Source organism: Nocardioides acrostichi (assembly GCF_015319165.1).
Taxonomy (GTDB): Bacteria; Actinomycetota; Actinomycetes; order Propionibacteriales; family Nocardioidaceae; genus Nocardioides; species Nocardioides acrostichi.
Genome location: NZ_JADIVZ010000004.1, coordinates 19,217 through 37,691, shown reverse-complemented (window position 1 = coordinate 37,691; position 18,475 = coordinate 19,217). Strand labels below are relative to the sequence as shown.

The 18,475-nt window shown below is 70.8% G+C and carries 21 protein-coding genes; 16 read left to right on the top strand and 5 right to left on the bottom strand.

Annotated elements, in window-relative coordinates:
• The first annotated feature begins 48 nt into the window (after window positions 1–48).
• The 14 genes from ISG29_RS10035 to ISG29_RS09970 all read left to right on the top strand — a co-directional run bounded on the left by ISG29_RS10035 (window position 49) and on the right by ISG29_RS09970 (window position 9,979).
• Window positions 49–414 (top strand): hypothetical protein, encoded by a 366-nt coding sequence (locus ISG29_RS10035; protein ID WP_194503297.1) that lies wholly within the window; start codon window positions 49–51, stop codon window positions 412–414.
• Window positions 407–814 (top strand): hypothetical protein, encoded by a 408-nt coding sequence (locus tag ISG29_RS10030; protein WP_194503296.1) that lies wholly within the window; start codon window positions 407–409, stop codon window positions 812–814. The genes ISG29_RS10035 and ISG29_RS10030 overlap by 8 nt, the downstream gene beginning before the upstream one ends.
• A gap of 59 nt (window positions 815–873) precedes the next feature.
• Window positions 874–1,557, top strand: a complete 684-nt coding sequence (locus ISG29_RS10025) for a helix-turn-helix transcriptional regulator (RefSeq protein WP_194503295.1) — start codon at window positions 874–876, stop codon at window positions 1,555–1,557.
• Window positions 1,554–2,999: a Fe-S cluster assembly protein SufB gene (sufB, locus tag ISG29_RS10020; protein WP_194503294.1), complete on the top strand. Its 1,446-nt coding sequence runs from the start codon at window positions 1,554–1,556 to the stop codon at window positions 2,997–2,999. Before ISG29_RS10025 ends, sufB begins: the two co-directional genes overlap by 4 nt.
• Window positions 3,000–3,046: 47 nt before the next feature.
• On the top strand, window positions 3,047–4,231 hold the full coding sequence (gene sufD, locus ISG29_RS10015) for a Fe-S cluster assembly protein SufD (RefSeq protein WP_194503293.1): 1,185 nt from the start codon (window positions 3,047–3,049) through the stop codon (window positions 4,229–4,231).
• Window positions 4,228–4,563 (top strand): non-heme iron oxygenase ferredoxin subunit, encoded by a 336-nt coding sequence (locus tag ISG29_RS10010; protein WP_194503292.1) that lies wholly within the window; start codon window positions 4,228–4,230, stop codon window positions 4,561–4,563. The genes sufD and ISG29_RS10010 overlap by 4 nt, the downstream gene beginning before the upstream one ends.
• Window positions 4,560–5,318 carry a Fe-S cluster assembly ATPase SufC gene (sufC, locus tag ISG29_RS10005; RefSeq protein ID WP_194503291.1) on the top strand — a complete coding sequence of 253 codons (759 nt, stop codon included), beginning with the start codon at window positions 4,560–4,562 and terminating at the stop codon, window positions 5,316–5,318. The genes ISG29_RS10010 and sufC overlap by 4 nt, the downstream gene beginning before the upstream one ends.
• A gap of 132 nt (window positions 5,319–5,450) precedes the next feature.
• Window positions 5,451–6,707, top strand: a complete 1,257-nt coding sequence (locus ISG29_RS10000; protein ID WP_207792997.1) for a cysteine desulfurase — start codon at window positions 5,451–5,453, stop codon at window positions 6,705–6,707.
• 12 nt (window positions 6,708–6,719) lie between these two features.
• The gene (gene sufU, locus ISG29_RS09995; RefSeq protein ID WP_194503290.1) at window positions 6,720–7,187 is read left to right on the top strand and encodes a Fe-S cluster assembly sulfur transfer protein SufU; all 468 of its coding nucleotides are present in this window, start codon (window positions 6,720–6,722) and stop codon (window positions 7,185–7,187) included.
• Window positions 7,184–7,576 carry a metal-sulfur cluster assembly factor gene (locus ISG29_RS09990; protein WP_407940187.1) on the top strand — a complete coding sequence of 131 codons (393 nt, stop codon included), beginning with the start codon at window positions 7,184–7,186 and terminating at the stop codon, window positions 7,574–7,576. The genes sufU and ISG29_RS09990 overlap by 4 nt, the downstream gene beginning before the upstream one ends.
• A gap of 18 nt (window positions 7,577–7,594) precedes the next feature.
• Window positions 7,595–8,113, top strand: a complete 519-nt coding sequence (locus ISG29_RS09985) for an ASCH domain-containing protein (RefSeq protein ID WP_194503289.1) — start codon at window positions 7,595–7,597, stop codon at window positions 8,111–8,113.
• Window positions 8,114–8,227: 114 nt separating this feature from the next.
• Complete coding sequence (locus ISG29_RS09980; protein WP_194503288.1) at window positions 8,228–8,881, top strand: acVLRF1 family peptidyl-tRNA hydrolase; 654 nt, start codon at window positions 8,228–8,230, stop codon at window positions 8,879–8,881.
• A 19-nt stretch (window positions 8,882–8,900) separates the two neighbouring features.
• Window positions 8,901–9,821 (top strand): phosphotransferase, encoded by a 921-nt coding sequence (locus ISG29_RS09975; protein WP_194503287.1) that lies wholly within the window; start codon window positions 8,901–8,903, stop codon window positions 9,819–9,821.
• A gap of 8 nt (window positions 9,822–9,829) precedes the next feature.
• Window positions 9,830–9,979, top strand: a complete 150-nt coding sequence (locus ISG29_RS09970; protein WP_194503594.1) for a hypothetical protein — start codon at window positions 9,830–9,832, stop codon at window positions 9,977–9,979.
• On the opposite strand, the gene ISG29_RS09965 is transcribed toward ISG29_RS09970, so the two are convergent.
• Complete coding sequence (locus ISG29_RS09965) at window positions 9,960–10,100, bottom strand: neutral zinc metallopeptidase (protein ID WP_328828853.1); 141 nt, start codon at window positions 10,098–10,100, stop codon at window positions 9,960–9,962. The genes ISG29_RS09970 and ISG29_RS09965 overlap by 20 nt on opposite strands.
• Before the next feature lie 102 nt (window positions 10,101–10,202).
• Between ISG29_RS09965 and ISG29_RS09960 the strand changes: the two genes are divergently transcribed.
• Both ISG29_RS09960 and ISG29_RS09955 read left to right on the top strand, forming a co-directional pair.
• A complete protein-coding gene (locus ISG29_RS09960) occupies window positions 10,203–11,801 on the top strand; it encodes an ABC-F family ATP-binding cassette domain-containing protein (protein ID WP_194503551.1) in 1,599 nt (532 codons plus the stop codon).
• An 81-nt stretch (window positions 11,802–11,882) separates the two neighbouring features.
• Entirely contained in the window at window positions 11,883–13,724 is a 1,842-nt protein-coding gene (locus ISG29_RS09955; protein ID WP_328828673.1) for an ABC transporter ATP-binding protein, read from the top strand.
• Here the strand turns inward: ISG29_RS09955 and ISG29_RS09950 are convergent.
• From ISG29_RS09950 to ISG29_RS09935, 4 genes are read right to left on the bottom strand one after another with little or no spacing between them, the layout of a single operon-like run.
• Window positions 13,673–14,536 (bottom strand): SURF1 family cytochrome oxidase biogenesis protein, encoded by an 864-nt coding sequence (locus tag ISG29_RS09950; RefSeq protein ID WP_194503285.1) that lies wholly within the window; start codon window positions 14,534–14,536, stop codon window positions 13,673–13,675. The two genes, ISG29_RS09955 and ISG29_RS09950, sit on opposite strands and share 52 nt — an antisense overlap.
• 23 nt (window positions 14,537–14,559) lie before the next feature.
• Window positions 14,560–16,188 carry an amidohydrolase gene (locus tag ISG29_RS09945; protein ID WP_194503284.1) on the bottom strand — a complete coding sequence of 543 codons (1,629 nt, stop codon included), beginning with the start codon at window positions 16,186–16,188 and terminating at the stop codon, window positions 14,560–14,562.
• Window positions 16,178–17,629, bottom strand: a complete 1,452-nt coding sequence (locus ISG29_RS09940; protein ID WP_207792977.1) for an AMP-binding protein — start codon at window positions 17,627–17,629, stop codon at window positions 16,178–16,180. The genes ISG29_RS09945 and ISG29_RS09940 overlap by 11 nt, the downstream gene beginning before the upstream one ends.
• On the bottom strand, window positions 17,622–18,383 hold the full coding sequence (locus ISG29_RS09935) for an enoyl-CoA hydratase/isomerase family protein (RefSeq protein WP_194503283.1): 762 nt from the start codon (window positions 18,381–18,383) through the stop codon (window positions 17,622–17,624). Before ISG29_RS09935 ends, ISG29_RS09940 begins: the two co-directional genes overlap by 8 nt.
• Window positions 18,384–18,475 lie beyond the last annotated feature (92 nt).

The window sequence follows — 18,475 nt, the reverse complement described above, 5'->3', positions numbered from 1 at the left end:
TGTAGGGAGGCGTCCAGGGCGCTGCGGGCCGCCCCTACAGTGACGGGCGTGAACGTGTGGCTGCTGGGCATCGTGCTCGTGCTGTCGCTGGCGGCTGCGGTGTGGACGGTGGTGATGATCGTGCGCGACCAGAGCCCGCCCGGCGACGCCTACTTCGGCCTCCTGGGCGCCCTGATGCTGGTGTTGGCGGTGCAGGTCGTCACGGGTCTGGTCTCCCTGGGCGTCTCCGACCGGGTCGTCGAGAAGGTGACCTTCGCGGCCTACGACGTGACGGCGCTGCTGGTGCTCCCGGTCGGCGCCGCCCTGGCCCTGGTCGAGCGCAGTCGGTGGGGCACCACCGTGCTGTTGGTGGCCCTGCTCACGGTGGCCGCGATGGAGCTGCGCCTCTGGGCGCTGTGGAACCCGCATGCGTGACCTCAAGAGTGGGCCGGGCCGCGTGCTCGTCGCGGTGTACGGCGTGTTCGCGGTCGCTGCGACCGGCCGCTCGTTGGTGCAGCTCGGTCTGGAGCCGGGCAAGGCGCCGCTGGCGTACTCGCTCTCGCTGTTGGCGGCGATCGTCTACCTGGTCGCCACGACGTGCCTGCTCCTGGGAGGCGACCGGGCACGCCTCGTGGCCATCGTCTCGTGCGCCGTCGAAGCCGTCGGCGTGCTGGTCGTGGGAGTGCTGAGCTACACCGAGACCCAGCTGTTCCCCGACAAGACGGTGTGGTCGCACTTCGGCCAGGGGTACGGCTTCCTCCCGCTCGTGCTGCCGTTCCTCGGTCTGCTCTGGTTGCTGCGGGGCGACCACGCCCGGGAGCGCGCGACGAGGTAGGCCTTGGGTTAGGTGACCCTTCCTTGAAGCTCTTCCGGCATTAACGGCACACTGGCGTTGTGGAATTCAGCCGGGACGAGCTCAGCACGCGCCAGCGTGTCGCCCGGTCGATCCTCGACCACGGTCCGTCTACGGCGGCGGCCCTCGCCGACCGACTCGATCTCACGCCGGCGGCGGTGCGACGCCACCTCGACCAGCTCGTCGACGACGGGTCCGTCGAGGCCCGCGAGCCCCGCATTCTCGGTGCCCGCGGGCGGGGGCGCCCGGCCAAGGTCTTCGCTCTCACGACCAAGGGCCGTGAGGGCTTCGACCAGGCCTACGACGACCTCGCCGTGCAGGCGCTGCGCTTCCTGGCCGCCACGGGCGGCGACGACGCGTTGCGCGCCTTCGCCGAGCAGCGCGTGGCCTTCGTCGAGGAGAACTTCGAGGCCTCGCGCGAGGCACACCCCGACCTGACGCCGGCCCAGGTGCTCGCGCAGGTGTTCACCGACGAGGGCTACGCGGCGTCCGTGCGCGACGAGCCGCTCCAGCTGTGCCAGCAGCACTGTCCCGTCTCGCACGTGGCCCACGAGTTCCCCCAGCTGTGCGAGGCCGAGACCGCGGCCATCAGCCGGGTGCTCGACCGCCACGTGCAACGCCTGGCCACCATCGCCCACGGCGACGGCGTCTGCACCACCTGCATCCCGCCCACCCCCACTCCCGTCAGCCAGTCCTCAACCCAGAAGGAGCAGGTCACCTCATGACCTCCACGCAGGACTCCGAGACCCAGACCAAGGTCGAGCAGCTCAACCCCGAGCTCGCCGGCATCGGCCGCTACGAGTTCGGCTGGTCCGACGCCAACGACGCCGGCGCAGGAGCCAAGCGCGGCCTGAACGAGGACGTCGTCCGCGACATCTCCGGCAAGAAGTCCGAGCCGCAGTGGATGCTCGACCTGCGCCTGAAGGGTCTGAAGCTCTTCGGCCGCAAGCCCATGCCCACGTGGGGCTCGGACCTCTCGGGCATCGACTTCGACAACATCAAGTACTTCGTGCGGTCCACCGAGAAGCAGGCCACCAGCTGGGAGGATCTGCCCGAGGACATCAAGAACACCTACGACAAGCTCGGCATCCCCGAGGCGGAGAAGCAGCGCCTGGTCGCCGGGGTCGCCGCGCAGTACGAGTCCGAGGTCGTCTACCACCAGATCCGAGAGGATCTCGAGGAGCAGGGCGTCCTCTTCCTCGACACCGACACCGCGCTCAAGGAGCACCCCGAGCTCTTCGAGGAGTACTTCGGCACCGTGATCCCGGTCGGCGACAACAAGTTCGCCGCGCTGAACACCGCGGTGTGGTCGGGCGGCTCGTTCATCTACGTGCCGCCCGGCGTGCACGTCGACATCCCGCTGCAGGCCTACTTCCGCATCAACACCGAGAACATGGGCCAGTTCGAGCGCACCCTCATCATCGTCGACGAAGACGCCTACGTGCACTACGTCGAGGGCTGCACCGCGCCGATCTACTCCAGCGACTCGCTGCACTCCGCGGTCGTCGAGATCATCGTCAAGAAGGGCGGCCGCTGCCGCTACACGACCATCCAGAACTGGTCGAACAACGTCTACAACCTGGTCACCAAGCGCGCCACCTGCGAGGCCGGCGCGACCATGGAGTGGGTCGACGGCAACATCGGCTCCAAGGTCACCATGAAGTACCCGGCCGTCTACCTGATGGGCGAGCACGCCAAGGGCGAGACGCTCTCCATCGCGTTCGCCGGCGAGGGCCAGCACCAAGACGCCGGCGCCAAGATGGTGCACGCCGCGCCGCACACCTCCTCCTCGATCCTCTCCAAGTCGGTGGCCCGGGGCGGTGGCCGCACCTCCTACCGCGGCCTGATCCAGGTCAACGAGGGCGCGCACGGCTCGAAGTCCAACGTGCTGTGCGACGCACTGCTCGTCGACCAGGTCAGTCGTTCCGACACCTATCCCTACGTCGACATCCGCGAGGACGACGTGTCCATGGGCCACGAGGCGAGCGTCTCGAAGGTCTCCGACGATCAGCTCTTCTACCTCATGTCGCGCGGTATGGAGGAGGACGAGGCGATGGCCATGATCGTGCGCGGCTTCGTCGAGCCGATCGCCAAGGAACTGCCGATGGAGTACGCCCTCGAGCTGAACCGCCTCATCGAGCTGCAGATGGAGGGCGCCGTCGGCTGACCTCGCCGACCCGCCACCCGCACCCCCGAAGCTAGGAAGAACACCACGTGACCGTGACTGCTGCTGCCCCCGCGCGGGTGGAGAGCCACCTCAACCCGCCGCCGAGCTACGACCTCGCCGACCACCCCGCACCGACCGGACGCGAGGAGGTGTGGCGGTTCACCCCGCTCAAGCGTCTGCGTGGCCTGCTCGACGGTGAGCCCTCCGACGCGTGTCTGGAGTGGGACACCACGCTGCCCGAGGGCGTCACCCTCTCGACCGTCACCGCCGAGGAGGCCCGCGCCCTGGGCGAGCTCGGCCCCAACGAGCGTCCGGCCGCGCTGGCCGCGTCGCTCTCCGGCGGTGCCGCGCTGCTCGACGTCCCGGCCGAGCTGGAGTGCGACGAGCCGGTGGTGATCCGCCTCTCCGGCAACACCGTCGAGGACCTGGTGTGGGGTCAGCTGCTCTACCGCATCGGCGCGCACGCCAAGGTCACGATCGTGCTCGTGCACACCGGGGCGGCGCGCTACTGCGCCATCTCGACCTTCGTGGTCGGCGACGGCGCCCAGGTCGACATCGTGTCGGTGCAGGACTGGGACGACGATGCCGTCCACCTGGGCCGCGACGCCATTCGGGTCGGCCGCGACGCGCGCGTCAAGCACACGTCGGTCTCGTTCGGCGGAGACCTGGTGCGGCTGCACGCCAACGTCGAGTACGACGGCCCCGGCGGTGAGGCCGAGCTGCTCGGCCTCTACTTCGCCGACGCCGGCCAGCACCTCGAGCACCGGCTCTTCGCCGACCACAACGCTCCTCGGACCTCGAGCAACGTGAACTACAAGGGCGCCCTGCAGGGTCAGGGGGCGCACACGGTCTGGATCGGGAACGTGCTGATCCGCAAGGAGGCCGAGGGCATCGAGACGTACGAGGAGAACCGCAACCTCGTGCTCACCGACGGCTGCCAGGCCGACTCGGTGCCGAACCTCGAGATCGAGACGGGTGAGATCGAGGGTGCGGGACACGCCTCGGCCACCGCTCGCTTCGACGACGAGCAGCTCTTCTACCTCCAGAGCCGCGGCGTCTCGGTCGAGGAGGCCCGCCGGCTGGTGCTGCACGGCTTCTTCGCCGACCTGATCCGCAAGATCGGTGTGCCGTTCCTCGAGGAGCAGCTCACCGAGACGGTCGAGAAGGAGCTGGCCAAGAACATGCTCGCCGCACCCGGGGAGTTCGCCAGCGCCCTGGAGGGCTCCGCATGAGCTTCCAGCGCGCGTGCGCCTTGGCCGAGGTACCCGACGACGAGCCGCTGGCCGTCGAGGTCGAGGAGTACACCGTGGCGGTCGTCCGCGACGGCGACGAGGTGTTCGCGCTGCAGGATCTGTGCTCGCACGCCGCGGTGGCGCTCAGCGAGGGCGAGGTCGAGGGCGGGCGCGTCGAGTGCTGGTTGCACGGCTCGTGCTTCGACGTCCGCACCGGCAAGCCCAGCGGCCTCCCGGCCACCGAGCCCGTGGCCACCTTCCCCGTCGACGTCCGGGGAGACGACGTCTTCATCGACACCACCACCACCCTGAACGGAGTGACCCCCGCATGAGCACGCTCGAGATCACCGACCTCGCCGTCTCGGTCAGCACCGAGGACGGCCCCAAGCAGATCCTCAAGGGCGTGACGCTGACCATCGACGACGGCCAGACCCACGCCATCATGGGCCCCAACGGCTCGGGCAAGTCGACGCTGGCCTACTCGATCGCCGGCCACCCGAAGTACGAGATCACCGGCGGCTCGGTGACCCTCGACGGCGAGGACGTGCTGGCCATGAGCGTCGACGAGCGCGCCCGGGCCGGCCTCTTCCTGGCGATGCAGTACCCCGTCGAGGTGCCCGGCGTCTCGGTGGCGAACTTCCTGCGCACCGCCAAGACCGCCATCGACGGCGAGGCGCCCAAGCTGCGCACCTGGGTCAAGGACGTCAACGGCGCCCTCGACCGGCTCAACCTCGACTCCACCTTCTCGCAGCGCTCGGTGAACGAGGGCTTCTCCGGTGGGGAGAAGAAGCGCCACGAGATCGCCCAGCTCGAGCTGCTCGACCCCAAGGTCGCGATCCTCGACGAGACCGACTCCGGTCTCGACATCGACGCGCTGAAGATCGTCTCCGAGGGCGTCAACCGCTTCCGCGAGCGCGAGGGCAAGGGCGTGCTGCTCATCACGCACTACACCCGCATCCTGCGCTACATCACCCCCGACGTCGTGCACGTCTTCGTCGACGGCAAGGTCGCGGAGTCCGGTGGCCCCGAGCTGGCCGACAAGCTAGAAGCCGAGGGCTACGAGTCCTACCTTCCGGTGGCGCGATAGGCGGCACTGCGCTGCGCTGTCGTCGCTCGACGGCCCGCTCCGCTCGAAGGCCGCCTTCGCTCCTCCGCCTTGCGCAGCACCACCTCTCGCACCACCGGACCACTTGAAGGGAGTTCGATCGTGATCGACGGACTGCTGCCCGACCTCGAGGTGGTCCGCAAGGACTTCCCGATCCTCACGCGGACGACGCCCGCGGGCCTGCCGCTGGTCTACCTCGACAGTGCCAACACCTCGCAGAAGCCGCAGGTGGTGATCGACGCGATGGTCGACCACCTCGAGCGGCACAACGCGAACGTGGCGCGGGCCATGCACCTGTTGGGTGCCGAGGCCACCGAGGCGTTCGAGGGTGGCCGCGACCGGGTGGCCTCGTTCCTCGGTGCGCCCTCGCGCGAGGAGGTCGTGTTCACCAAGAACGCCTCCGAGGCGCTCAACCTGCTGGCGAACACCTTCGCCTGGGCCGGCGAGCATCAGCTCGGGCCGGGCGACGTGGTGGTCACGACCGAGATGGAGCACCACTCCAACATCGTGCCGTGGCAGCTGGTCACCGAGCGCACCGGCGCCGAGCTGCGCTGGTTCGGGCTCACCGACGACGGCCAGCTCGACCTCACGAACATCGACGAGCTGCTCACCGAGCACACCAAGGTCGTGACCCTCACCTGGGTGTCGAACATGCTCGGCACCATCAACCCGGTCGCCGAGATCACCCGGCGGGCGCACGAGGTCGGCGCGGTCGTCGTCCTCGACGCCTCGCAGGCCGCACCCCAGCTGCCGATCGACCTGGCCGCGATGCCGGAGGCCGAGCGTCCCGATGCCCTCGTGTTCACCGGGCACAAGACGGTCGGGCCGACCGGCATCGGCGTGCTGTGGGGCAGCCGGGCGCTGCTGGAGTCGCTGCCGCCGTTCCTCGGGGGCGGCGAGATGATCGAGACGGTGACCATGGAGCGCTCGACCTACGCGGGCATCCCGCACAAGTTCGAGGCCGGCACCCCGCCCATCGTCGAGGCCGTGGGTCTCGGCGCCGCGCTGGAGTACCTCGACGGCATCGGCATGGAGGCGATCCAGCGCCACGAGCAGGCCATCACCGGCTATGCCCTCGAGGGGCTCGCGACCGTGCCGGGTCTGAAGGTGTTGGGCCCGACCGACGCGCACGCACGCGGGGGAGCGGTGTCGTTCGAGATCGACGGCGTGCACCCGCACGACGTCGCCCAGGTTCTCGACTCGCGCGGCGTCGCCGTCCGGGCCGGGCACCACTGCGCGAAGCCCGCGCACGCCCGCTTCGGCGTCCAGAGCAGCTCGCGGATGTCGTCGTACCTCTACACGACGCCGGCCGACATCGACGCGCTGGTGGAGGCCCTGAACTACACCCGCTCTTACTTCACGTTGGGCTAGGGGGAGACACCGATGAGCGCCGAACTCGACGCGCTGTACCAGGAGATCATCCTGGACCACTACAAGAACCCACACCATCAAGGGCTGCGCGACCCCTTTGAGGCCGAGGTGCACCACGTCAACCCGACCTGCGGTGACGAGGTCACCCTGCGGGTGCACCTCACCGACGGTCCCGACGGCCCGGTGGTCGACGACGTCTCCTACGACGCGCTCGGCTGCTCGATCTCGCAGGCCGCCACCTCGGTCATGACCGACCTCGTCATCGGCAAGTCCGTCGCCGAGGCGATGGACGTCCACGCCGAGTTCCTCACGCTCATGCAGGGCAAGGGCACCGTCGAGCCCGACGAGGAGGTGCTGGAGGACGGCATCGCCTTCGCCGGTGTCGCCAAGTTCCCCGCCCGCGTGAAGTGCGCCCTCCTCGGCTGGATGGCCTGGAAGGACGCCACGACCCAGACCCTGACGAACGGAGACGACCAGTGACCGACCCCGTGACCGACCCCGTGACCGACCACAGCGACCTGCCCGAGGTGCCCGAAGCCACCGGCGGTGCCGCCACCGCCACGGTGAGCGAGGACGAGGTCACCGAAGCCCTCAAGGACGTCGTCGACCCCGAGCTCGGCATCAACGTCGTCGACCTCGGCCTCGTCTACGGCGTGCACGTCGACGAGAAGACCAACGTCGTCGTCGACATGACCCTGACCTCCGCGGCCTGCCCGCTGACCGACGTCATCGAGGACCAGACCAACGGCGCGCTCGAGGGCCTGGTCAACGACGTCGCCATCAACTGGGTCTGGATGCCGCCGTGGGGCCCCGACAAGATCACCGAGGACGGCCGTGAGCAGCTGCGTGCGCTCGGGTTCAACGTCTGAGCGGGCTACCGTGACCCGATGAGCGCCTCCGACCAGCCCCAACGCGGACCCGTCGAGGAGTTCTGGGAGGTCGCGCGAGTGCACGCGCGCCTCACGAACGCCGTCCCGGCCTACTTCGGGCCCTCGGCGCTGGAGTCGCTCACGCCTCCGGCGTGGGCGTTCGGCAGCTCGCCGGAGATGGCCGACGAACTGCTCGCGCTGGTGCTCGGCGGCACGAAGACGGCCACCGCCAGCGCCCACGCCTGGTATACCGACGACCGGCCGGACGACGAGGCGGCCGAGCCGCTGCCCGCGCAGGGCAACCTCAGCATCGTCCTCGACGGCGCCGGCCACCCGCGGGCGCTCATCTCCTGCACGTCGGTCGAGGTGCACCCTTTCGGCGAGATCAGCGAGGAGCACGCCTATCTCGAGGGAGAGGCGGATCGTTCGCTCGCCTCCTGGCGTGAGATCCACGAGCGGTTCTTCCGCGAGGAGGGCACCTGGGCGCCCGACATGCTCGTGGTGTGCGAGCGGTTCAAGGTGCTGCACCAGGAGTAGGCCCCTCGGCTACGAGATCACCACTCATCACCGGTTCAAGATCCACCGCGACCGCGACGAACACCCACGCGAGCTGGCGGGGCCGGTACGGAGGGCGCGGGTAGCGTCGCGCGCATGCCCGAGAACACCGCGGAGAGCGTCCTCGTACCGCCGGCACGCGTGGAGCGGTGGGTGCAGAACTTCCAGGGTCGGCACGGCACGACCGCCCTCACCACGCGGGACGGGTCGCTGGCCGGCTCCGCGAGCGACGGCAGCACGTTCACCGCGGCGGCACCCTTCGGGGGGCGCTACCTCGGGCTGGCCGAGCCTGCGGCCTTCGCCGCGCACGCGCGCGATGCCGCGCCGGGGCAGTGGGGAGTGCTGCTGGTGCGCAAGGGCGGTTACGGCGTGGCCCGCATGAGCCGGGCCCGGGCCACCGCCACCAAGGTGGGGAGCCGACACGTGCAGGGCCGCACCAAGGCCGGTGGCCAGAGCCAGCAGCGGTTCGCGCGTCGCCGGGCCAACCAGGCGCGGGTGGCCTACGAGGCAGCAGCCGAGCACGCCGTCCGGCTGCTCGGTGACCTGCGCGGGCCTCTCGTGACGGGCGGTGACAAGCAGGCCGTCGCCGAGGTTCTCGAGCACCCGCGACTGCGCCACCTCGAGCCCGTGGAGCGATGGCTCGCGGTCGCCGAGCCCCGCCGTGACGTGCTGCTCGCCGCGATCGAGAGCGCCCAGTGCGTCGAAATCTCCGTGCACAACAGCGCGAACGAGCCCTGGCCGGGCCGCTGAATGCACTAGCGTCACGCCCATGTGGCAGCCCCAGCCCGGCTGGCACCCGCTTCCCGGCGGCGCCTCCCCGTCCACCGTGGGGGTCTGGCGTGCCGATGTCGACGGCGAGCCCGTGGCCGTCAAGCGACTCGCAATGCCTGGGCCGGGCGACCCGGCCGAACTCCTTGAGGCGCACCACTTCGCCTACTGGCGACGACCCGCCGAGATCGTGACCAGCGGCGTCCTCGCCCGTAGCCGGGGTCTGCGGCCGCCCGTGCGCAGCCAGGCGGTCGACGATGGCGACGGCATCACGCTGACCGAGGACTGGGTCGAGGACGCCGCCCTCAACGGCCTCTTCGTCGCCCACGCGCTCGGCCGGTTCGCGGGCACGCCCGTGCCCAACGTGTCGTGGCTGGCTCGCGACCAACTGCGAGATCGCCTGGCCCGCACCGCCCGCCACGGGGGCTGGCGCACGCTCTCGCGGACGACGATGGCCGACGTCGCCGAACACCTCTGGACCCGGCGCGACCACTGGCTCGCCAGGCTCGACGCCCTGCCGCAAGTGCTCCAGCACGGTGACCCGACCCCGCGCAACCTCATCGGTCGCGAGGGCGACGACGTCGTCGCGATCGACTGGGCCTGCTTGGGCACGGGGCCGGTGGGTGGCGACCTCGGCTACTACCTGCTCTCGGCCCGCGAGGAGCTCGGGCCGCTGCTCGACACCTACCTCATGGGCCTACCCGACGACCTGCCGTGCGGCCCAGCCACTCCCGAGCAGGCGGCCGAGGGAGCCCGCATCACCGCCGTCTACACCGCCATGAGCCGCGCGGAGTGGGCGCTGGCGCGCGTCGCCGGGGGAGAGGGCGCGCTCGCCGGCAAGTTCCGCCACCCCGCCGTCGCGCCGCACCTGCGCGCGCTCCAACGACAGTTCCCGCTCATCGAGATCCTGCTCGGGCCCTAGGACGATCCATGGGCTCCCTTTCCAGAACCTGCGCACGCCTCGTGCTCGGCATCCTCATGACCGCCGCTGGCCTCACGCACCTGACGGTCGGGCGCGAGGAGTTCGGCGTCCGGGCCCTCTATGGCGGTGGCTTCGGACTCACAGCGCGGCGGCGCTGAACGTGTCGCACGCCTGGAGAGTGCCGGTGGTGTAGCCGGTCTGGAACCAGCGCATCCGCTCGTCGGCCGAGCCATGCGTCCACGACTCCTCGTCGACCTGGCCCTGCGTGCGCTGCTGGATCCGGTCGTCGCCGACGGACGCCGCCGCCTGGAGCGCCAGCTCTCTCTCGACCGTCGACGTTTCGTTGGCAGCAGCCTGCCAGACCTAGACTCGACCACCGTCATGATCACCGCCCAGCAGCTCGAGGTCCGCGTCGGCGCACGCCTGCTGATGAGCGACGTCAGCTTCCGCGTCGGGGCCGGTGACAAGGTCGGCCTCGTGGGCCGAAACGGCGCCGGCAAGACCACCCTCACCAAGATCCTCGCTGGCGAGGGCCTGCCGGCCGGAGGTCAGGTGCACACCACCGGCGACGTCGGCTACCTGCCGCAGGATCCCCGTACCGGCGACCCCGAGGTGCTGGCCCGCGACCGCATCCTCTCCGCACGGGGCCTCGACGCCGTCGTGGCCAAGCTGCGTGACGCCGAGGCGCAGATGGCCTCCGACGACCCGGCCGTGCGCGACAAGGCGATGCGCCGCTACGCCCGGGCCGACGACGAGATGCACGCCGCGGGCGGGTACGCCGCGGAGTCCGAGGCGGCCACGATCGCCGCGAGCCTGGGCATCCCCGAGCGGATCCTGGGTCAGCAGCTCAAGACGCTCTCGGGCGGGCAGCGCCGCCGGGTCGAGTTGGCGCGCATCCTGTTCTCCGGCGCCGACGTGCTCATCCTCGACGAGCCGACCAACCACCTCGACGCCGACTCGATCATCTGGCTGCGCGACTTCCTCAAGCAGCACTCCGGCGGCTTCATCATCATCAGCCACGACAACGACCTGCTCTCGGCCACGGTGAACAAGGTGATGCACCTCGACGCCAACCGGTCGGTCATCGACGTCTACAACATGGGTTGGCGGCACTACCTGACCCAGCGCGAGACCGACGAGAAGCGCCGTCGCCGCGAGCGCATGAACGCCGAGAACAAGGCCAAGCAGCTCACGGACCAGGCGAACAAGATGCGCGCGAAGGCCTCGAAGGCCCAGGCGGCGCAGTCGATGCTCAAGCGTGCCGAGAAGATGCTCGACGGCGTCGAGGGCGAGCGGCAGGCCGACAAGGTGGCCGCCATCGCCTTCCCGAAGCCGGCCGCCTGCGGCAAGACACCGCTCACGGCGTCGTCGCTGTCGAAGGCCTACGGCTCCCTGGAGGTGTTCACCGGCGTCGACCTCGCCATCGACCGCGGCTCCCGCGTCGTGGTGCTCGGCCTGAACGGTGCCGGCAAGACGACCCTGCTGCGCATCCTCGGCGGCGTCGACGCCCCCGACAGCGGCCTGGTCGTGCCGGGTCACGGCCTCAAGATCGGCTACTACGCGCAGGAGCACGAGACCCTCGACACCTCGCGCACCGTCTTGGAGAACATGCAGTCGGCCGCGCCGCAGCTCACCGACACCGAAGCGCGCAGCGTGCTCGGCTCGTTCCTGTTCTCCGGCGACGATGCCCACAAGCCCGCCTCGGTGCTCTCCGGCGGCGAGAAGACCCGGCTGGCGCTGGCCTCGCTGGTGGTCTCCAGCGCCAACGTGCTGCTGCTCGACGAGCCCACCAACAACCTCGACCCGGCCTCCCGCGAGGAGGTGTTGGCGGCGATCCGCAGCTACGAGGGGGCGATCGTCCTGGTCACCCACGACGAGGGCGCCGTACGGGCCCTCGAGCCGGACCGGGTGCTGCTGCTGCCCGACGGCGACGAGGACCTGTGGAATGACGGGTACGCCGATCTGGTTTCCCTCGCGTAGGACGAGCAACCAGCAGGGAGCCGGATGTCAGGGATGATGAACGCGGGGGCGGCTTGGCGGCTTCTGCGCACCGACCCGAGCGTGGGCGACCAGCGTGTCGCCCGCGACACGGTGAAGCGGGTCGTCGGGTTCGCGCGCCCGCACCGCCGCATCATCGCCGTCTTCTTGGCCCTCACCGTGATCGACGCCTCGACCGTGATCGTCACGCCGCTGCTGGTGCAGAAGGTGCTCGACAAGGGCATCGCCGCCGGCGACCGGTCCGTCGTCACCTGGGTGGCGCTGGCCATGGCGGGATTCGCGATCTTCAGCGCGGTCCTCGGCGTCGTGAGCGCATGGCTCTCCTCGCGCATCGGTGAGGGCCTGATCTACGACCTGCGCACGCAGGTGTTCGGCCACGTGCAGCGCCAGTCGATGGCGTTCTTCACCCGCACCCAGACCGGCGCCCTGGTCTCCCGCCTCAACAACGATGTCATCGGCGCCCAGCGGGCCTTCACCTCGACGCTGTCGACCACCGTCTCGAACGTCATCGCCGTGCTCGTCGTCGGTGTCACGATGCTGGCGCTGAGCTGGCAGGTGACCCTGCTGTGCGTTGCGCTGTTCCCGTTCCTCTTCCTCGCCTCCCGCTGGGTCAGCGCCCGGCTCGCGGGCCTGACGCGGGAGCAGATGAACGGGAACGCCGACCTGGGCAACGTCATGACCGAGCGGTTCAACGTCGGCGGCGCCATGCTGCTGAAGCTCTTCGGACGTCGCCACGAGGAGGATGCGCTGTTCGCCTCGAAGGCCGCGGTCGTGCGCGACCTCGGTGTGAAGATCACTCTCACGACCCGCGTCTTCGGGGCTGCGATGGTGCTGGTGCCCGCGCTCGCGACCGCGCTGGTGTACGGCGTCGGCGGCCAGCTGGTCATCAGCAAGAGTCTCTCCGTGGGCACGCTGGTAGCCCTGGCGACGCTGCTGCTGCGCCTGCTGGGCCCGCTGCAGGGTCTCTCGAACGTGCGCATCGACATCATGACCGCGCTGGTGAGCTTCGAGCGCGTCTTCGAGGTGCTCGACCTCCCCTCCCTGGTTCAGGAGCGCCCGGACGCCGAGCAGGTTCCGCCCGGCGCTGCCAGCCTGGAGTTCGACGACGTCTCGTTCACCTACCCCGGATCCGAAGAGCTCTCGCTGCCGTCGCTCGAGGGAGTGGCCCGCCCCGAGTCCGGGTCGAGCGGACCCGTGCTGCAGGGCCTGACCTTCGCGGCACGACCGGGCGAGATGGTCGCTCTCGTCGGTCCGTCCGGCGCCGGCAAGACCACCGTCACCCACTTGGTCGCCCGGCTCTACGACGTCGACTCGGGCGCCGTTTTGGTGGGCGGGAGCGATGTGCGCGACGTGACGCTCCAGTCCATCGAGGACGCCGTCGGGTACGTGACGCAGGACGCCCACCTCTTCCACGACACCATCCGCAACAACCTGCTCTACGCGCGTCCCGGCGTCGGAGACGACGCCATCTGGGGTGCCCTCGAGGCGGCACAGATCGCCACGATGGTGCACCGGCTGCCCGACGGACTCGACACCGTCGTGGGCGACCGCGGCTACCGGCTCTCGGGCGGCGAGCGACAGCGGTTGGCGATCGCGCGGCTGCTGCTGAAGTCGCCGGCGATCGTGGTGCTCGACGAGGCCACGGCCCACCTGGACTCGGAGTCCGAGGCCGCGGTGCAGCGCGCACTCGATGCCGCGCTCGAGGGGCGCACGTCGCTGGTGATCGCCCACCGCCTCTCCACGGTGCGCGAGGCCGACCGCATCCTCGTGCTCGACGAGGGCCGGATCGTGCAGCAGGGCACCCACGGCGAGCTGCTCGCCGAGGGCGGCCTCTACGCCGACCTCTACCGCACTCAGTTCCTCGACGACTCCGCAGTCTCCGAGGAGGCGGCCGCCCGCGCGTAGGGGTGGTTGCTCTGCCGGGGCCTCTTCTCCTTGGTCGGCTTCGCGGGCCCCCCGTCTGCCCCCCCGTCCGGCCGCTCGCCGCGCGGACCGTGGCGTCGCTCGTCCCAGGCCAGGTAGAAGAAGCCGAAGACGGCCAGCAGACCGAAGAACCACCACTGGAGGCCGTAGAAGAAGTGCGGCCCGTTGTCGAGCTCGGGCAGCTCGACCGGCTCCAGGGCGGTCGCCGGCGTGGGATCCTCCGATTCCAGGTCGACGAACCCGCCGTAGGTCTGGAGGTCGAGAGCGTCGCCGATGGCGCTGCTCGACACCGCCCTGGTCGACTGATCGGTCACGATCGTGCTGTCACCGGAGCCGTCGACACGCACGTAGCCGGTGACGGTCACGGTGCCCGACGGCGGGTCGGGCACGTCGCCGGGGTCGGCGGTGCCGGCGTTCTCGGTGGCGAGCCAGCCCCGGTTCACCAGGAGCACCGGGCCGGCGTCGGTGCGCAGCGGCACCACGACGTCGACACCCGAGGCACCGTCCATGGTCTGGTAGCGCACGATCACGGTGTCGGCGGTGTCATAGGTGCCGGTGGCGCTCACCAGCCGCCACTCGTCGTCGTCCGAGACGGGTCGATCCGGCGCCAGCACGTCGCCGACGGGTGCGGGGGAGAGGCTCTCGTTGGTGCGGACGATCGCATTGCTCGCCTTGCGGTCGGCCAGGCGGCCGAACTGCCACTCGCCGAGCCACCAGGCCGCGTAGGCCAGGAACGCCACGATGATCGCGAAGAGGATCCACCGCCGGGAGACGAGGAAGGCCCAGGAGCGCACCCTGCGAGGCTACCCGCCCGGCTTCAGCGGGCCTGCCAGACCGGCTCGCCGCCGAGGAGGGTCGCGATGACCTCGATGTCGCGGATGTCCTCCGGCGCGACCGTCGCCGGGTCGTCGGAGAGCACGACCAGGTCGGCCAGCTTGCCCGAGGCGATCGTGCCGCGCTCGTGCTCCTGGTGCGAGGCGTAGGCCGACCCGTGGGTGTAGGCCACCAGCGCCTCGAGGCCGGTGATGGCCTCCTCGGGCCCGCACGCCGCTCCTGAGTCCGTGCGCCGGTTGACCAGGTCGTGCATGCCCAGCAGCGGGGCGCCGCTCACGACGGGACGGTCCGAGGACCCGGGCAGCACCACGCCGGCGTCGAGCAGCGACCGGCCGCGGTAGGCCCAGCCGGCCCGCTCCGCGCCGAGCGCGGCGATCATGCCGTCGCCGATCTCACTGACGAAACGCCCCTGGGGCACCGGCACCACCCCGAGCTCCGCGGCGCGGGCCACGTGTTCTGGGCGACTCACGCCGAAGTGCTCGATGCGGTGCCGGACGTCGGCTCGCGGCCATCGCCGCTGGGCTTCGGCGTAGGCGTCGAGCACCAAGTCGATGGCGGCGTCCCCGATGGCGTGCGTCGCGACCCGCCACCCGGAGCGGTGCGCGTCGAGGATGCGGGTACGCAGGGCCTCGGCGTCGTCTTGGAGGTAGCCGCGCTGACCGGGGGTGTCGGCGAAGTCGTCGGTGAGCGCGCAGGTGTGACCGATGAGCGAGCCGTCGCTGAACACCTTGACCGGGCCCAGCCGCAGTCGGTCGTCGCCGAGGCCGGTGCGGATGCCGAGGTCGAGACCGATGCCGAGCCCGTCGGCGGGGTGACCGGTCAGCTCGCGCAGGGCGTCGGCGGCGACCATCAGCTCGACCCGCACCGGTAGCCGGCCAGTGTCGCGAGCCGTCTGGTAGGCCGCCACCTCGACCGGGCTCTTGCCGATCCAGCCGCCGCCGATCCCGGCCTCGACCACCGAGGTGATGCCCTCGCTCAGGTAGACCCGGCCCGCGCGCTCGATGGCGTCGACGAGCTGGGAGAGAGGGTAGGGCAGCGTCAGCGGGCCGAGGAGCTGCTGGGCCTGCTCCTGCAGGAGCCCGGTGGGCCGCCCCGCCTCGTCGGTCACCACGCGACCGCCGGGCACGTCGCGCGCGGAGTCGGAGAGCCCGAGCTCGGCGAGCAGGGCTGTGTTGACCACGCACATGTGGCCGCTGGTGTGCTTGAGCCAGACCCGTCGGCCTCCGGCGGCGCGGTCGAGCCCTTCGCGGGTCGGGTGGGCGCCGGTCTTGTTCTCGTCGTAGCCCGAGCCGACGACCCAGGCGTCGGCGTCACCGGCAGCGTCGAGCTCCGCAGCGCGGCGGGCCACCGCGTCGTAGAGGGCATCCAGCGACCCCACGCGCAGGTCCACCTCCGCGAGGCTCAGGCCGTACCACGCCATGTGGTTGTGAGCGTCGTGGAAGCCGGGAGCGACCACAGCGCCGTCGAGATCGAGCGTGCGGTGGGCGGGCAGCTCTTCGTCGACGGCCACGATCCGGTCGCGCCAGATCGCCACGGACGACGCCACGTCGGCGCGGTCCACGCCCTCCAGGGTGCGAACCCGGGCGTTCGTGAGCAGCAGGTCAGCTCGCACCGGCCACCTCCCGCCGCAGCGCCGCCTTCTCGACCCGTAGGGACGCCGTGAGAGGCAGCTCGTCGCGGAACCGCCAGATGCTCGGCACCTTGAACGGCGCGAGGCGCTCCGCGCACCAGGCGTGCAGCTCGGCCTCGTCGGCGCCGGGAGCCACGACGTAGGCGGCGACCTCCTCGCCGCGCACCTCGTCGGGTACGCCGATCACCGCGGCGACCTGGACGGCGGGATGCGAGAGCAGCACCTCCTCGACCTCGACGGCCGCGATGTTCTCGCCCGAGCGGCGGATCATGTCCTTGAGCCGGCCCGCCAGGTAGAGCCGACCCTCGTCGTCGGTGCGGGCCAGATCCCCGGTCGGGAACCAGCCGTCCTCGTCGAAGGGGGCGGGGTGGCCGAGGTAGCCGAGCATCATGCCCGGCCCCCGCAGCCACAGCTGTCCGGCCTCGTCGACCCGAGTCTCGCGGTGCGCCGCCGGGCGCCCCAGGCAGCCCGAACCCACGAGCGCGTCGTGCTCGTCGGCACCGACCCTGATGTCGGCGCCGGTCTCGGTCATGCCGAAGCACTCGAACCACGGCACCCCGAAACGCTCCTCCAACCCGGCGTGCACCGCCGGCGGGATCGCCGAGCACTGCACCACGCGCACGCGGTGGTCGCGGTCGGTGGGCGCGGGCGGCATGCGCAGCAACAGCACCGGCATCGAGGCCAGGCAATAGACGTAGGTGACCTGGTGCTCGCGCACCTTGGCCCAGAACGACGACGGGTGGAACGCGTCGAGCACCACCAGTCGCGCACCGGCCATGAGCGCCGCGACCACGTTCCACTGCGGGTCGACGTAGTGGAACGGCTGCGCGGTGAGCAGCACGTCGCTCTCGTCCAGGTGCGGGTGACCGCTGATCAGCGAGTCGCCCAGGGTCGTCCAGTAGCGGTGGGTGAGCAGGCAACCCTTGGGGCGGCCCGTGGTGCCGGAGGTGTACTGCACGTTGACGACCGTCTCGGGGTCGAGCGGCGCCTCTCGCCAGGGATGCTGCGGCGCCGCGGCGCTCAACTCGGCGTACGTGGCGTCGTCCACGAGCAGGCGCACGCCGGCGTCGTCGAGGATGTGCGAGCGGTCGGTCGAGCGATAGCGCACGTTGAGCGGCACGATCGCCGCCCCGAGCCGCATGAGCGCGAACCAGACCAGTCCCGTGGCGGGGACGTTGCCGAGCTGGACGCCGACGTGGTCGCCTGTCCGGACCCCGCGCTCGCTCAGCGCCTGAGCGAGGTGGGTGCTGCGCCGGGCGATCTCGTCGTACGTGAGGCTCTCGCGCGGACGCTCGGGCAGGTCGAAGACCCACGCGATCCGATCGGGGTGCTCCGCGGCGCGCGAGTCGAGGAGGTCGACCAGGGTGCTGGCAGGGGTGCGGGTAGGGCTGGAGGCAGGGGTGGGGGACAGCGGGTCAGTCACGGTTGAACTGCTCGCGGGGTGCGTCGTTCTCGCCGGAGAGCGCGGTGAGCAGTGCGTTCTCGGTCTCGCGCGCCATGGCGCCCTCGACCGTGCTGTCGAGACCGTGGTCGAGGGTCTGCTTGGCCAGACTCAGGGCGAGTGCGGGCCGCTGCGCCATCCGGGCCGCCAGGTCGAGCGCGACCGTCTCGTGCTCGCCGGCCGGCACCGCGCGCGCCACGAGGCCGATCTCGGCGGCCCGACGGCCGCTGACGCGCTCGCCGAGGAGCAGCAGCTCCTTGGCCTTCGCCCAGCCCACCAGGGCCGGCAGCAGCTTGGAGATGCCGCCGGTGACCGAGAGCCCGACCGACACCTCGGGAAAGCCGAAGGAGGCGTCCTCGGCGGCGACCACGACGTCGCAGGCCAGGGCGAACTCGGCTCCGGCTCCCAGCGCGTATCCGTGCACCGCCGCGATCACCGGGGCCGGCAGCCGTCGGATCAGCCGGGTCACGTCGTGGATCTCCTCGAGCCGCTCGCGCGCCTGGAGCGGTGTCTCCTCGAGGGGTTCGGCCTTGAGATCGTGGCCGGCGCAGAACGAGCGACCGCGTCCGGCGAGCACGACCGCCTGCGCCCCGTCGCGCCCGGCCCGGCGCAACGCCTCGACCAGCCCGCGGGTCAGACCCACGTCGACGGCGTTGAGCCGGTCGGGGCGGTCGAGGTGGATGACGGCGATCGGCCCGGTGGACCGGTCGTCGAGGTGGTAGGAGACGGACTCCAACGAGACTCCTTCGATGCAAGACGGGCGTGTCACGCGCGACACGCCGGAAGACGACAACTTTTTCACATCTTTCTGCCTGCTGTTCACCTGCC

What these genes read in the sequence shown, in the direction of transcription:
- ISG29_RS10030 (WP_194503296.1), top strand. Translation starts at nt 407, where the DNA reads ATGCGTGACCTCAAGAGTGGGCCGGGCCGCGTGCTCGTCGCGGTGTAC.
- sufB (WP_194503294.1), top strand. Translation starts at nt 1,554, where the DNA reads ATGACCTCCACGCAGGACTCCGAGACCCAGACCAAGGTCGAGCAGCTC.
- ISG29_RS10010 (WP_194503292.1), top strand. Translation starts at nt 4,228, where the DNA reads ATGAGCTTCCAGCGCGCGTGCGCCTTGGCCGAGGTACCCGACGACGAG.
- sufC (WP_194503291.1), top strand. Translation starts at nt 4,560, where the DNA reads ATGAGCACGCTCGAGATCACCGACCTCGCCGTCTCGGTCAGCACCGAG.
- sufU (WP_194503290.1), top strand. Translation starts at nt 6,720, where the DNA reads ATGAGCGCCGAACTCGACGCGCTGTACCAGGAGATCATCCTGGACCAC.
- ISG29_RS09985 (WP_194503289.1), top strand. Translation starts at nt 7,595, where the DNA reads ATGAGCGCCTCCGACCAGCCCCAACGCGGACCCGTCGAGGAGTTCTGG.
- ISG29_RS09980 (WP_194503288.1), top strand. Translation starts at nt 8,228, where the DNA reads ATGCCCGAGAACACCGCGGAGAGCGTCCTCGTACCGCCGGCACGCGTG.
- ISG29_RS09975 (WP_194503287.1), top strand. Translation starts at nt 8,901, where the DNA reads ATGTGGCAGCCCCAGCCCGGCTGGCACCCGCTTCCCGGCGGCGCCTCC.
- ISG29_RS09970 (WP_194503594.1), top strand. Translation starts at nt 9,830, where the DNA reads ATGGGCTCCCTTTCCAGAACCTGCGCACGCCTCGTGCTCGGCATCCTC.
- ISG29_RS09960 (WP_194503551.1), top strand. Translation starts at nt 10,203, where the DNA reads ATGATCACCGCCCAGCAGCTCGAGGTCCGCGTCGGCGCACGCCTGCTG.